This is a genomic window from Enterobacter cloacae complex sp. P47BA (assembly GCF_014930485.1).
In the GTDB taxonomy this organism is placed as follows: Bacteria; Pseudomonadota; Gammaproteobacteria; order Enterobacterales; family Enterobacteriaceae; genus Enterobacter; species Enterobacter bugandensis.
In genome coordinates this window covers 230,085-243,865 of sequence record NZ_JADBRF010000003.1, presented here as the reverse complement: position 1 = coordinate 243,865, position 13,781 = coordinate 230,085, and the positions used below count along the sequence as shown (strand labels likewise).

Genomic DNA, 13,781 nt, shown 5'->3' with positions numbered 1-13,781 from the left:
TCCTTGCCAGAATTAACGTTTTCCGCTGTGCAGCCAGTATGGATCCTGCGAAATGGCTTCGTTGCGGAAATGCTCAATCTCAATCTGCTGACGGGTCTCAATGGCATGCTTAAGCCCCTGCCAGTTCTCCAGCCAGGCCTGCGCCTTCACGCCCTCGTACGCTCCCGACAGAAGCAACATGCTGTCGATATTACGCGCCAGGCGGGGAAGCTGGTCGCCATACTGGTCGCCCAGCGGATGCGCGAAGGTGGTTCTCAGCTCGGCGGCGTGTCGGGAAAGATGGATATCCGCGAAGCGTTTAAAGTTGTCCGCGATTTTGGTCTGCGCTTTTGCATCGAGGAAGACGCGCCAGCCGCGCGTAACCAGAAACTCGGTCAGCGCCAGTTTTGCCGCAGCATTTTGCGGGCTATAAAGCGCGGTTTGCGCCGACACGTCGGAAAGCAGCAGCGTTTCGGTCTGGGTCAGCAGATCGCGTAAGTGAGCGCTAGCTTTACGCGGTACGATACCGCCAAACAGCGTCAGGGTATGACGCACCAGTCCGATAGCGGCCAGCACCTGTTTTTTGGCATTTTTGACGTTACGCGCCCACAGTTCTTCATGGTACTGCCATTGGGAGAGCGCCAGCTCCAGCGCCGCTTCCATGCCCTGCTCAATGCTGGCTTTCGGGACGACGAGCAAAATCGGAGTCTCTCTCAGCACGCGTGGCGCATTTCCGGCAGCCAGGTGGTAGCCGCGCGCCGCTTTGCTCAAGCTGCCCTGACGTAAACCCGGCTGGCTTACCAGCTTGCGCGCCAGCTTCAGCACGTCGCTCGCATCCCCTTCCAGAAGTTCCAGCTCCAGCTCGCAGATCGGTTCCTGGAACTCACCCGCCTTCACCTCGCCTAAATCCAGCGCGATTTCAATGCGGCTCTTGCCTTCCGTCACCAGCCATTTCTCGCGAGCGAAATCGGTGCTGAACAGCGGCTGCACCTGCCCAGCCAGCGTGGCGGGCAGTTCGCCTTCCGGCCAGACTTCCGCCGGGAAACGTTCCAGCTCAAGTTCTGGCTTACTGATGTCGATATTGTATTCCGGGCGCTGATGCAAACCGCCGACCACGCGGCCGGCGATTTTCATCGTCATCTCGTAGCGTCCGTTCGCGCCGCGGATGCGCAGCCCCATATCGTGGTTGCGCAGCCAGTTGTCCGGCGTTTCGTAGTAGATGTTGAGCAACGGTACGGGTTCATGGTGCTCGCCGGAGAGCGTATTCAGATGCTGACGGAGCGCGTCAACGCTGTCTTTTTCGACGATAAATTTTAATTCGATTTCCTGAGCCATAGCCTTGTACTTTTGCGGGCGTCACAGACGCGTCAATGAGGGCGAACTTCCTCGCCATTTGTTTGTCAGTACATAGTATTTTGCGCCAAATTGCCATGCAATGAGCAATTTGTCGGGCGTAAATGTGTAGAGTCGTGACACAGATGATTCTGATTGCTGATGAATGCTTTGCGTAGAGACACTGTTGCCACTACTATCGTTCCACTTTTTATGAAAATAACGACTAATGATGCTTAAATTACGCCTGATTGGACTTACTTTACTCGCTTTTAGCGCCGCAACCGCAGTGCACGCTGAAGAGAAGCGTTACGTTTCTGACGAACTTAACACCTGGGTGCGCAGTGGCCCCGGAGATAATTATCGCCTCGTGGGCACGGTGAATGCCGGCGAGGAAGTCACCCTGTTGCAGACCAACGCGGAGACCAATTACGGTCAGGTTCGCGACAGTTCTGGCCGCACGTCCTGGATCCCACTGAAAGAGCTGAGCACCGTGCCAAGCCTGCGCACCCGCGTACCGGATCTGGAAAATCAGGTGAAAACCCTGACCGACAAGCTGAACAATATCGACGGAACCTGGAACCAGCGTACCGCCGAGATGCAGCAGAAAGTGGCGCAGAGCGACGGGGTGATTAACGGCCTGAAAGAAGAGAACCAGAAGCTGAAAAACGAGCTGATTGTCGCGCAGAAGAAAGTGAATGCCGCCAACCTGCAGCTTGATGACAAACAGCGCACCATTATCATGCAGTGGTTTATGTATGGTGGCGGCGTGCTGGGCGTTGGTCTGGTGCTGGGTCTGGTTCTGCCACATCTGATCCCAAGCCGTAAGCGTAAAGATCGCTGGATGAACTAATTCGTCTTCTCTGCCAGACTTACGTATCATTCTGGAAAAGAGAAAACGGGAGAGTTGGGCGTGAAGAGTTATCTGGTCGGTGGTGCGGTACGTGATGCGTTGTTAGGTCTGCCGGTCAAAGATAAAGACTGGGTGGTGGTGGGCGCCACCCCGGAAGAGATGCTCGACGCGGGCTACCAGCAGGTAGGCCGCGATTTTCCCGTGTTCCTGCATCCGAAAAGCCGGGAAGAGTACGCCCTGGCGCGTACCGAACGGAAATCCGGTTCCGGTTATACCGGCTTCACCTGCTACGCCGCGCCGGATGTGACGCTGGAGCAGGATCTGCTGCGCCGCGATCTCACCATTAACGCCCTGGCCCAGGACGAAAACGGCCATATCATCGACGCCTACGGCGGGCAGGACGACCTGCGCGATCGTCTTTTGCGTCACGTCTCCCCGGCATTTTCTGAAGATCCGCTCCGCGTGCTGCGCGTGGCGCGTTTTGCCGCGCGTTACGCGCATCTGAGCTTCCGTATTGCGGATCAGACGATGGCGTTGATGACGGCCATGACCGAGGCGGGCGAGCTGGAACACCTGACGCCGGAGCGCGTCTGGAAAGAGACGGAAAATGCCCTCACCACCCGCAACCCGCAGGTCTTTTTCCAGGTTCTTCGCGACTGCGGCGCGCTGAAGGTGCTGTTCCCGGAAATCGACGCGCTGTTTGGCGTGCCCGCACCGGCGAAATGGCATCCCGAAATTGATACCGGCGTGCACACGCTGATGACGCTGAGCATGGCCGCCATGCTCAGCCCTGAGGTGGACGTACGTTTTTCCACCCTGTGCCACGATCTCGGCAAAGGCTTAACGCCGAAAGAGTTCTGGCCGCGCCATCACGGGCACGGTCCGGCGGGGGTAAAGCTGGTTGACGGGCTCTGCCAGCGTCTGCGCGTGCCGAATGACATCCGCGATCTGGCAAAGCTGGTCGCCGAGTTCCACGACCTGATCCATACCTTCCCGATCCTGAAGCCCGCCACCATCGTGAAACTGTTCGATAATATCGACGCCTGGCGCAAGCCGCAGCGCGTGGAGCAGATTGCGCTCACCAGCGAAGCGGACGTGCGCGGCCGCACCGGGTTTGAAGCGTCCGATTATCCCCAGGGGCGTTTGCTGCGCGAAGCGTGGGAAGTCGCAAAAGCGGTGCCAACGAAAGACGTGGTTGAGGCAGGATTTAAAGGCCCGGAGATTCGCGAGGAGCTAACCAAACGGCGGATTGACGCGGTTACCGCGTGGAAGGAAAAGCGTTGCCCTCAGCCGAAAGAGTGAGGGCAATCGGTTATCAGAAGAAGACCACGTACGCCGCAGCCGCGACGATAAAGCGGTAGATCGCGAACGGAATAAACGAGATACGCTTAATCAGCTGCAGGAAGGTTTTGATGGCAATCAGCGCCACGATAAAGGCGGTGATAAAGCCCACGGCAAACATCGGAATATCACCTGTGGTCAGGAAGCCAATGCTTTTGTAAAGGTCCAGCGCGGTGGCGCCCATCATCATCGGCACCGCCAGCAGGAACGAGAACTCGGAAGCCGCATAGCGGCTCACGCCCATCAGCATCCCGCCTGAAATGGTCGCACCTGAACGGGAGAAGCCCGGCCACAGCGCCAGACACTGGAAGCAGCCAATGATAAACGCCTGACGATAGGTCATATCGTCCAGGCCTTCCGCACGCGGGACTTTTGGCTTCAGCACTTCCGCGGCAATCAACAGGAAACCGCCCACCACCAGCGCGTACATAACGTTAATCGGGTTAAACAGCGATTTAATGGTGTCGTGGAATACCAGCCCCAATACCACCGCCGGGATCATCCCGAGCAGGATGTGAATCAGCGTCAGGCGGCCTTTGCCCTCTCCTTCACGCTGCGGCAGACGGCCAAAGTGGATGCCGATCAGGCCAAACAGGCGACGCCAGAACATCACCACCACCGCCAGAATCGAGCCCAGCTGAATTACCACCTCAAACGTCTTTGCGGTATCGCCTTCGAAGCCCAGCAGATGGCCAACGATAATCATATGGCCCGTACTGGAAACCGGTAAAAACTCCGTCAATCCTTCGACCACACCCAGAATTGCCGCCACCAGCAGCGAGTGCATATCGCTCATCTATAAACCCCTAAAAAAGATATAAAAAAACGGTCGCCCCTAACGGCTACCGTGAAAGATACAGCCTTAAGACCGATATAACCTAAAATGGTTTAGCAATTATGACGTTAATTGTTTCCTTTCAGATTTGTGCCACGCTCGATAATCACGCCTACGTTGGCCGCGCGCGCCACTGCCCCCGGCTTGCTCAGCTTAATGCGTACCCACGGTGAGTTGAATTTAGTCAGCAGCAGATCCGCCACCTCTTCCGCCACCCGTTCCACCAGCGCAAAACGCTGTCCTTCCACGTGGCCGATCACCGCTTCACTGATGTCGGCATAGCTCAGACAGTCATTCACGTCATCGCTTTTTGCCGATTTGCGGTTATCCCATCCCATTTCGATATCGAACACCAGTTTCTGCTCGATGGTCTGTTCCCAGTCGTAAACACCAATTGTGGTGATTACCGAAAGTTGCTCTATAAATACAATATCCATCACGACCTGCCTGCTTTTTGGCTAAACCGGATACCACTTCCGGCGAATTATGCGTATTATCCACAGATGCTGAGAATACAGATACATTTTCAAAACGGAACAGCGTTATGAGTGCAATCGCGCCTGGAATGATCCTCCTCGCCTATCTTTGCGGCTCAATCTCCAGCGCCATTCTGGTCTGCCGCATTGCCGGGTTACCTGACCCGCGTGAAAGTGGTTCCGGGAATCCGGGAGCGACCAACGTGCTTCGAATTGGCGGCAAGGGAGCAGCCGTAGCGGTTTTGATTTTTGATGTTCTGAAGGGGATGCTACCCGTCTGGGGCGCGTATGCGCTGGGCGTCACGCCATTCTGGCTGGGGCTCATCGCCATCGCCGCCTGCGTCGGCCATATCTGGCCCGTATTCTTCGGCTTTAAAGGCGGCAAAGGGGTGGCGACCGCCTTTGGTGCCATCGCGCCCATCGGATGGGACTTAACCGGCGTCATGGCCGGTACCTGGCTGCTGACCATTCTGCTGAGCGGCTATTCGTCGCTGGGTGCCATCGTCAGCGCGCTGATCGCCCCGTTTTACGTCTGGTGGTTTAAACCGCAGTTCACCTTCCCGGTATCGATGCTCTCCTGCCTGATCCTGCTGCGTCATCACGACAATATCCAGCGCCTGTGGCGACGCCAGGAAACGAAGATCTGGACGAAGCTCAAGCGAAAGAAAAAAGATCCCGAGTAGGCGGTTAGTTATGCCTTATAACCAAATGTGATTTTTGTCACCTTCTGCCTGTGGTAACTGTTAGAGACACAACACCACTACACAAAAAGAAAATGGCAGAAATCACAGACACAACTCCCCTTTCAACGGCAGGAATTCCCCCTGATGGCGACATTCAGTGGGTGCGCAGTGCATCGGACGTTTCACGTCTCGTTAATGACGGCTCACAGGGCCGGGCTAACGCCCGAATCGTGATGGGTATCGCACTCGGGGGAATTTTCCTCGATGCCTACGATCTGGGTGCACTGGCCTTTGGTATCAAAGACATTACCCGCGAATTTAACCTGACGCCCGCCGGTACCGGCATGGTGGCCTCGGCAATTACCTTTGGTGCGATTGTCGGGGCGCTGCTCGGCGGTTACCTCACGGATAAAATCGGGCGCTACCGCGTCTTTATGGCCGACATGGTATTCTTTGTCGTCGCCGCTATCGCCTGCGCGCTGGCCCCGAATGAATATGTGCTGGCGGGCGCGCGCTTTGTGATGGGCCTTGGCGTGGGGATCGACCTTCCCGTGGCAATGGCGTTCCTGAGCGAGTTTGCCAGGCTGAAAGGGCCGGGCAATAAGGCCTCCAGCGTCGCGATGTGGTGCCCTACCTGGTATGCGGCGATCAGCATCTCTTACCTTCTGGTTCTCTTTTTCTACGCCGTGCTGCCGGAAAGCCACAGCGACTGGCTCTGGCGTTTGATTCTCGGCTTTGGCGCGGTACCCGCGCTGGTGATTATCGCCATCCGCAGCCGCTATATGAGCGAATCGCCGGTCTGGGCGGCGAATCAGGGCAACCTGAAAGAGGCGGCGTCCATTTTGCGGCAGTCGTACAATATTAACGCCCACGTCCCGCAGGATGCGCTCACCCAGCCTGCGCCTGTCGTGAATAAAGCCAAATGGTCGAACTATCTGAACCTGTTCCGCGGCATCTATCTGCGGCGTACCACGCTCGCCACGCTGCTGTCCGTCGTCTCCTCGTTCGCCTATAACGCCGTGGCCTTTGGCCTGCCGGTGATTATTTCAAGCTTCTTCGTGCAGTCTATGCTGACCACTATTGTGATCTCGCTGGCGCTGAACCTGCTGTTTGCGTTTATCGGCGGATTACTGGCGGTGCGCTACGTGCCGCGCTTCGGCGCGTGGCGGATGTCGCTGGCGGGTTACGCCTGTCAGCTTGTGGCGCTGCTGGGGCTGGCGCTGATTGGTCGACCGGACGGTGCCTCTGAAGGGGTGCTTGCCGTGGCGATGCTGGCGCTTTTCCTGTTCGGTCAGGGATTTGGCCCGGGCGCGCATACCATGACGTTCGCCTCGCTGAGCTACCCGACCTCGCTGCGCGGCGTGGGCGTGGGTCTCAACCAGACGCTGATGCGCAGCAGCTCCACGCTGTCGCTGTTCCTGTTCCCGCTGCTGGTCGCGTCTCTCGACACCGCCGTGTTCTGGGTGATTGCGCTGGCGCCGTTTATCGGCCTGGCGTCGCTGCTGGCGATCCGCTGGGAACCGTCGGGGTATGATGTGGATGCAGAAGATTACCGCTAGTCTCGCAAACCGGCTCACATGAGCCGGTTTTTTATCCATAAGCGACTCATATGACAGCCTTCATTTCCGCCAGGGCATACTGAAACGTATCCCGATAGTGTGGAAATGGATGCAGCATGTTAGCAGCTCAGGTCACTGATAATACGTATAAAGGCTGGCAGGCATCGCTTGCCCTGCAGTTTTGTCACACCCCTGAGAAAACCCTCCTGCACTCCGCCCACCACGTCGGGCCGCTCACCGTTCAGCGTCCGTTTTATCCCGAAGGGGAAACCTGCCACCTTTACCTGCTGCACCCGCCCGGCGGGATTGTGGGCGGCGATACGCTGGACATTTCCGTTCGGCTGGACGCCAAAAGCCATGTGCTTATCACCATGCCCGGCGCCAGCAAGTTCTATCGCAGCAGCGGCCCGCAGGCTCGTCTGAGCCAGCATTTTTACCTCGATGAAGACGCCACGCTGGAGTGGCTGCCGCAGGACACCATCATCTTTCCCGGTGCGAACGCGGCGCTGCGCTCCGTCTTCCACCTGAAGGCCTCCAGCACGCTGCTGGCGTGGGAGCTGTACTGCCTGGGCCGCCCGGTGATAAACGAAACCTTCAGCCACGGCACGCTGGAGAGCCGCCTTGAGGTGTGGGTGGATGATGAACCGCGCCTGATTGAGCGCCAGCACCTCAGCAACGGCGATCTCATGCCCGTCGCCGGGCATCCGTGGATCGGCACGCTGCTGTTCTATCCGGCTGCCGATGATCACCTCGACGCGGTGCGCGAGCGGCTCGCGCCTCTGGGCCATTTTGCGGGGGCAACGCTCACCGACGCTCTGCTGTCGGTGCGTTTTCTCTCCCACGACAACCTGATTTGCCAGCGGGCGATGCGCGACATCTGGCAGTCGCTTCGCCCGCTTCTTACTACCAAAACCGCCTGTTCGCCGCGCATCTGGCAGACATAAGAGAAACGTTATGGAACTGACCCCCAGAGAAAAAGACAAGCTGTTGCTGTTTACCGCCGCGCTGGTTGCCGAACGCCGCCTTGCGCGCGGGGTAAAGCTCAACTACCCGGAATCGGTCGCGTTGATCAGCGCCTTCATCATGGAAGGCGCGCGCGACGGCGAAACCGTCGCCGCGCTGATGGAGGCGGGCCGCCACGTCCTGACGCGCGATCAGGTGATGGAGGGCGTGCCGGAGATGATCCCGGATATTCAGGTGGAAGCCACCTTCCCGGACGGCTCCAAGCTCGTCACCGTCCACAACCCGATCGTATAAGGAGCACGTGATGATCCCAGGTGAATACCAGATCCAGCCCGGCACTATTGCGATCAACGTCGGGCGTGAAGCCCAAAGTGTTGTTGTTGAAAATCACGGCGACAGGCCGATCCAGGTCGGATCGCACTATCACTTTTACGAGGTCAACCCGGCGCTGAAGTTTGATCGCGAAGCCACCAGGGGCTACCGGCTGAACATTCCGGCGGGCACCGCCGTGCGCTTCGAGCCAGGCCAGAAGCGAGAGGTGACGCTGGTGCTGGTGACAGGCGCGCAGCGCATTTTTGGCTTTCGCGGCGAGGTCATGGGCGAGGTGAAACATGGCTGAAATTTCACGTCAGGCGTATGCCGACATGTTCGGCCCCACCACCGGGGATAAGGTGCGGCTGGCGGACAGCGAGCTGTGGATCGAAGTGGAAGACGATCTCACGGTCTACGGCGAAGAGGTCAAGTTCGGCGGCGGGAAGGTGATCCGCGACGGCATGGGACAAGGGCAGATGACCGCCGACGACTGCGTGGATCTGGTGCTCACCAACGCGCTGATCGTCGACCACTGGGGGATTGTGAAGGCCGATATCGGCGTGAAGAACGGGCGGATCTTCGCCGTCGGCAAAGCCGGGAACCCGGACATTCAGCCCGGCGTGACGATCCCGATCGGCGCCGCGACGGAAGTGATTGCCGCCGAGGGGAAGATCGTCACCGCTGGCGGGATCGACACCCACATCCACTGGATCTGCCCGCAGCAGGCGGAAGAGGCGCTGGTCTCCGGGGTCACCACCATGATTGGCGGCGGCACCGGACCGGCGGCGGGCACCAACGCCACCACCTGCACGCCGGGGCCGTGGTATATCGCCCGCATGCTGCAGGCCGCCGATACGCTGCCGGTGAATATTGGCCTGCTCGGCAAAGGTAACGGCTCCAACCCGGACGCCCTGCGCGAGCAGATCGCCGCCGGCGCCATCGGGCTGAAGATCCACGAAGACTGGGGCGCGACGCCCGCGGCGATTAACTGCTCGCTGGAGGTGGCCGAAGAGATGGATATTCAGGTGGCGCTGCACAGCGACACGCTGAACGAGTCCGGGTTTGTCGAAGACACGCTGGCGGCCATCGGCGGGCGCACCATCCACACCTTCCACACCGAAGGGGCGGGCGGCGGCCACGCGCCGGATATCATCACCGCCTGCGCGCACCCGAATATTCTGCCCTCTTCCACCAACCCGACGCTGCCCTACACGGTGAACACCATCGACGAGCACCTCGACATGCTGATGGTTTGCCATCACCTCGACCCGGATATCGCCGAGGACGTGGCGTTTGCCGAATCCCGCATTCGCCGGGAGACCATCGCCGCGGAAGACGTGCTGCACGATATCGGCGCGTTCTCGCTCACGTCGTCAGACTCCCAGGCCATGGGCCGCGTCGGGGAAGTGATTATCCGCACCTGGCAGGTGGCGCACCGCATGAAGGTCCAGCGCGGCGCGCTGCCGGAAGAGACGGGCGATAACGATAACTTCCGCGTGAAGCGCTATGTCGCCAAATACACCATCAACCCGGCGCTGACCCACGGCATCGCCCATGAAGTGGGCTCGATTGAGGCGGGCAAGCTGGCGGATCTGGTGGTCTGGTCCCCCGCCTTCTTTGGCGTAAAACCGGCCACCATCGTCAAAGGCGGGATGATCGCCTGCGCGCCGATGGGCGACATCAACGCCTCGATCCCCACGCCGCAGCCGGTGCATTACCGCCCGATGTTTGGCGCGCTGGGCGCAGCACGTCACGCCACGCGGCTGACGTTTGTTTCTCAGGCGGCCCACGCGAACGGCATCCCGCAGCAGCTCAGCCTGCAGAGCGCCACGGCGGTGGTAAAAGGCTGCCGGACGGTGAAAAAGGCCGACATGATCCATAACGCTCTGCAACCGAACATCACCGTCGATTCGCAAACCTACGAGGTGCGCGTCGACGGTGAACTGATTACCAGCGAACCGGCCGACGTTCTGCCGATGGCGCAACGCTATTTCCTGTTTTGAGGAGTGATGATGATCTACTTAACACAACGTCTGGACCACGCGCATCCGACTACCGCCAGCGTCACGCTGCCGATTGACGTGCGGGTGAAAAGCCGCGCTCGCGTGGCGCTTAACGACGGGCGCGAAGCCGGACTGATGCTGCCGCGCGGCCTGCTGCTGCGCGGGGGCGACCTGTTGACCACCGACGACGGCAGCGAAGTGATCGAAGTGATCGCCGCCCCGGAGTCGGTCTCCGTAGTGCACTGCGCCGATCCGTTCCTGCTCGCCCGCGCCTGCTACCACCTGGGCAACCGCCACGTGCCGCTGCAGGTCATGCCCGGCGAGCTGCGCTATCACCACGATCACGTTCTCGACGATATGCTGCGCCAGTTCGGGCTGGAGGTAACCTTCGCCAGCCTGCCGTTTGAACCGGAAGCGGGCGCTTACGCCAGCGATGCCCACAGCCATAGCCATAGCCATAGCCATAGCCATAGCCATAGCCATAGCCATAGCCATAGCCATAGCCATAGCCATTCTCACGCCCATTCACATTAAGGATCAATCATGCGTAAGTATTTACCGCTGTTACTGCTGGCTTTTTCCGTTCCCGCGCTCGCGCATCCCGGCCACGGCGCCGACAGCTTTCAGGCCGGTTTTCTCCATCCGCTGACCGGGCTGGATCACCTGCTGATGCTGACCGGGGCTGGCGTGCTGTCTGCCCTGAGCGGCCGCAAGCTCCTGCTGCCGTTTGCCACCCTCGGCATGATGCTTGTCGGCGCCGTTGCGGGCAGCCTGCTCGGCGGCTTTAGCGGCATGGAGATGCTGATTATCGCCTCGCTGGCGGTCTGCGGGGTGATGATGTTTAAAACTGAAAACCGCCTGCTGCTGGCGGTACCTGCCCTGGCTATGTTCCACGGCTGGGCGCACGGCGTGGAGATGTCTGGCCACAGCTTCTGGCTGTTCACCAGCGGTTTTATGCTGGCCAGCGCGACGGTGCTGTGCGCCAGTTTCGCCGCAGGCTTGTTGCTGCGCCGTCACGACGGGCTGCGTAAAACCTTCGGCGGCGGGCTGATCGTCTCCGCCCTGCTGGCGCTGATGAGCTGATGGAGCATGCACGCCAGCGGCTGCGCCTGATGCAGCTCTCCAGCAGCAGCCTGCCGGTCGGGTCGTTTACCTGGTCGCAGGGGCTGGAGTGGGCCGTAGAGGCGGGCTGGGTCGCGAACGCCGACGCCTTTAAACGCTGGCAGATCCAGCAGATGGAGCAGAGTTTTTTCTGCGTCGATCTGCCGATGTTTATCCGGCTGTTCCGGGCCTGCAAACAGCAGGACGTCGCGGCAGCAAAACGCTGGACGGCATATCTGCTCGCCTGCCGGGAAACGCGCGAGCTGCGCGAAGAGGAGCGCAACCGTGGGGCGGCCTTTACGCGCCTGATTAAAAGCTGGGAGCCGAACTGCCCGGCAGAGTGGCTGTCGCTGTTTGCACAGAGCCAGCTCTGCGGCATGGCGTGGCTCGGCGTGCGCTGGGGCATTGGCGCGCGCGAGCTGGCGCTGAGCCTCGGCTACAGCTGGATAGAGAGCGCGGTGATGGCGGGCGTCAAGCTCGTCCCCTTCGGACAGCAGGCGGCGCAGCAGCTGATTATAGAGCTGAGCGACCATTTTGCCGCCGGGTTTGAACAGGCATTTTTACGTGGCGACGACGCGCTGGGGGCAGCTACGCCACTGTCGGCCATCGCCTCCGCGCGCCATGAAACACAATATTCACGACTATTCCGTTCCTGAGGAGTCAACATGGCTGATTACAAACATCCCCTGCGCGTGGGCGTAGGCGGTCCGGTAGGATCGGGCAAAACCGCGCTGCTGGAAGCGCTCTGCAAGGCGATGCGCGACACGTACCATCTGGCGGTGGTCACTAACGATATCTACACCAAAGAGGATCAGCGCATCCTCACCGAGGCGGGCGCGCTTGAGCCAGAGCGCATCGTGGGAGTAGAGACCGGCGGCTGCCCGCATACCGCCATCCGTGAAGATGCCTCAATGAACCTCGCGGCGGTAGAAGCACTCAGCGAGAAGTTCGGTAATCTGGATCTGATCTTCGTTGAAAGCGGCGGCGACAACCTGAGCGCGACCTTCAGCCCGGAGCTGGCGGATCTGACTATTTACGTGATCGACGTGGCCGAAGGGGAAAAAATCCCGCGCAAGGGCGGACCGGGGATCACCAAATCCGATTTTCTGGTGATCAACAAAACCGATCTTGCGCCATACGTGGGGGCGTCGCTGGAGGTAATGGAGCGTGATACCAACCGCATGCGCGGCGAGCGCCCGTGGACGTTTACCAACCTGAAGGCGGGTGACGGTCTGGGGACAATTATTGCGTTTCTGGAAGAGAAAGGGATGCTGCGGGTGTAGTCGTAAATGTCCCTCTCCCTGTGGGGAGAGGGTTAGGGTGAGGGGGTTACGCCTCAGGCAGTTCCGCCAGCGGCCAGCGCGGACGCACGGACACGCTCAGGTCGGACGTTGCCCCCGCATTCAGGCGCACCATACCGGCGTAAGCGATCATCGCCCCGTTATCGGTACAGAATTCCGGACGCGCGTAGAACACTTCCCCGCGACGCTTTTGCATCATCTCCGCAAGCTTCGCACGCAGCGTGCGGTTGGCGCTGACGCCGCCCGCCATCACCAGGCGCTTAAACCCGGTCTGATCCAGCGCGCGCTTGCACTTGATCATCAGCGTATCCACTACCGCGTCTTCAAACGCGCGGGCAATATCGGCGCGGGTCTGCTCGTCGTTGTCGTTATTGCGGATAGTATTCGCCGCGAAGGTTTTCAGCCCGGAGAAGCTGAAATCCAGCCCCGGACGGTCGGTCATCGGACGCGGGAAGACGAAGCGCCCTTCCGTTCCCTGCGACGCCATTTTCGAGAGCATCGGGCCGCCCGGGTAATCGAGACCCAGCAGCTTGGCGGTTTTGTCGAAGGCTTCACCGGCGGCATCGTCGATCGACTCGCCCAGCAGCTCGTACTTGCCAATGCCCGTTACGCTAATCAGCTGGGTATGCCCGCCGGAAACCAGCAGCGCCACGAACGGGAATTCGGGCGGATTCTCTTCCAGCATCGGCGCCAGAAGATGCCCTTCCATGTGGTGAACCGGAATGGCGGGAACGTCCCACGCGAAGGCCAGCGAACGGCCAACCGTCGCGCCGACCAGCAGCGCACCGACCAGACCCGGCCCTGCGGTATAGGCTACGGCGTCAATATCGGTTGAGCTTAATCCGGCCTCTTTCAGCGCCGCCTGAATCAGGGGAACCGTTTTACGCACGTGGTCACGAGAGGCCAGTTCAGGTACGACGCCGCCGTAGTCAGCGTGCAATTTCACCTGACTATACAGCTGGTTGGCCAGAAGCCCTTTTTCGTCGTCGTAAATGGCGATGCCGGTTTCATCGCAGGATGTTTCAATACCCAGTACACGCATG

General features: G+C 59.8%; 16 protein-coding genes. 12 read left to right on the top strand and 4 right to left on the bottom strand.

Going from position 1 to position 13,781, the window contains the following annotated elements; translation table 11 throughout:
- Nucleotides 1-12: 12 nt before the first annotated feature.
- The gene (locus IM299_RS05990) at nt 13-1,314 is read right to left on the bottom strand and encodes an inorganic triphosphatase (RefSeq protein ID WP_193357157.1); all 1,302 of its coding nucleotides are present in this window, start codon (nt 1,312-1,314) and stop codon (nt 13-15) included.
- A gap of 229 nt (nt 1,315-1,543) precedes the next feature.
- On the opposite strand from IM299_RS05990, the gene IM299_RS05985 reads away from it, so the two are divergent.
- Both IM299_RS05985 and IM299_RS05980 read left to right on the top strand, forming a co-directional pair.
- Nucleotides 1,544-2,164 (top strand): TIGR04211 family SH3 domain-containing protein, encoded by a 621-nt coding sequence (locus tag IM299_RS05985; protein WP_025758524.1) that lies wholly within the window; start codon nt 1,544-1,546, stop codon nt 2,162-2,164.
- A 60-nt stretch (nt 2,165-2,224) separates the two neighbouring features.
- Nucleotides 2,225-3,466, top strand: coding sequence for a multifunctional CCA addition/repair protein (locus IM299_RS05980; RefSeq protein WP_059355117.1), 1,242 nt, complete (start codon nt 2,225-2,227; stop codon nt 3,464-3,466).
- Between the two features lie 13 nt (nt 3,467-3,479).
- On the opposite strand, the gene bacA is transcribed toward IM299_RS05980, so the two are convergent.
- Together bacA and folB are read right to left on the bottom strand one after the other, a co-directional pair.
- Nucleotides 3,480-4,301 carry an undecaprenyl-diphosphate phosphatase gene (bacA, locus tag IM299_RS05975; RefSeq protein WP_193357156.1) on the bottom strand — a complete coding sequence of 274 codons (822 nt, stop codon included), beginning with the start codon at nt 4,299-4,301 and terminating at the stop codon, nt 3,480-3,482.
- A gap of 107 nt (nt 4,302-4,408) precedes the next feature.
- Entirely contained in the window at nt 4,409-4,777 is a 369-nt protein-coding gene (gene folB, locus IM299_RS05970; protein WP_045261137.1) for a bifunctional dihydroneopterin aldolase/7,8-dihydroneopterin epimerase, read from the bottom strand.
- Nucleotides 4,778-4,884: 107 nt separating this feature from the next.
- On the opposite strand from folB, the gene plsY reads away from it, so the two are divergent.
- The 10 genes from plsY to ureG all read left to right on the top strand — a co-directional run bounded on the left by plsY (nt 4,885) and on the right by ureG (nt 12,720).
- Complete coding sequence (plsY, locus tag IM299_RS05965) at nt 4,885-5,499, top strand: glycerol-3-phosphate 1-O-acyltransferase PlsY (protein ID WP_014833311.1); 615 nt, start codon at nt 4,885-4,887, stop codon at nt 5,497-5,499.
- A gap of 92 nt (nt 5,500-5,591) precedes the next feature.
- On the top strand, nt 5,592-7,058 hold the full coding sequence (locus IM299_RS05960; RefSeq protein ID WP_193357155.1) for an MFS transporter: 1,467 nt from the start codon (nt 5,592-5,594) through the stop codon (nt 7,056-7,058).
- A gap of 116 nt (nt 7,059-7,174) precedes the next feature.
- Nucleotides 7,175-8,002: an urease accessory protein UreD gene (locus tag IM299_RS05955; protein WP_048957246.1), complete on the top strand. Its 828-nt coding sequence runs from the start codon at nt 7,175-7,177 to the stop codon at nt 8,000-8,002.
- A gap of 10 nt (nt 8,003-8,012) precedes the next feature.
- Nucleotides 8,013-8,315, top strand: coding sequence for an urease subunit gamma (locus tag IM299_RS05950; protein WP_041908071.1), 303 nt, complete (start codon nt 8,013-8,015; stop codon nt 8,313-8,315).
- Between the two features lie 10 nt (nt 8,316-8,325).
- On the top strand, nt 8,326-8,640 hold the full coding sequence (locus IM299_RS05945) for an urease subunit beta (protein WP_041908070.1): 315 nt from the start codon (nt 8,326-8,328) through the stop codon (nt 8,638-8,640).
- Nucleotides 8,633-10,336 carry an urease subunit alpha gene (gene ureC / locus IM299_RS05940; protein WP_193357154.1) on the top strand — a complete coding sequence of 568 codons (1,704 nt, stop codon included), beginning with the start codon at nt 8,633-8,635 and terminating at the stop codon, nt 10,334-10,336. The genes IM299_RS05945 and ureC overlap by 8 nt, the downstream gene beginning before the upstream one ends.
- A 9-nt stretch (nt 10,337-10,345) precedes the next feature.
- A complete protein-coding gene (ureE, locus tag IM299_RS05935; RefSeq protein ID WP_193357166.1) occupies nt 10,346-10,870 on the top strand; it encodes an urease accessory protein UreE in 525 nt (174 codons plus the stop codon).
- Between the two features lie 9 nt (nt 10,871-10,879).
- The gene (locus IM299_RS05930) at nt 10,880-11,419 is read left to right on the top strand and encodes a HupE/UreJ family protein (RefSeq protein WP_063155320.1); all 540 of its coding nucleotides are present in this window, start codon (nt 10,880-10,882) and stop codon (nt 11,417-11,419) included.
- Entirely contained in the window at nt 11,419-12,093 is a 675-nt protein-coding gene (locus tag IM299_RS05925) for an urease accessory protein UreF (protein WP_153656891.1), read from the top strand. The genes IM299_RS05930 and IM299_RS05925 overlap by 1 nt, the downstream gene beginning before the upstream one ends.
- A gap of 9 nt (nt 12,094-12,102) precedes the next feature.
- Nucleotides 12,103-12,720, top strand: coding sequence for an urease accessory protein UreG (gene ureG / locus IM299_RS05920; RefSeq protein WP_022651876.1), 618 nt, complete (start codon nt 12,103-12,105; stop codon nt 12,718-12,720).
- A 46-nt stretch (nt 12,721-12,766) separates the two neighbouring features.
- Here the strand turns inward: ureG and tsaD are convergent, their stop codons facing one another.
- Complete coding sequence (tsaD, locus tag IM299_RS05915) at nt 12,767-13,780, bottom strand: tRNA (adenosine(37)-N6)-threonylcarbamoyltransferase complex transferase subunit TsaD (RefSeq protein ID WP_047364618.1); 1,014 nt, start codon at nt 13,778-13,780, stop codon at nt 12,767-12,769.
- Between the last annotated feature and the right edge of the window lies 1 nt (nt 13,781).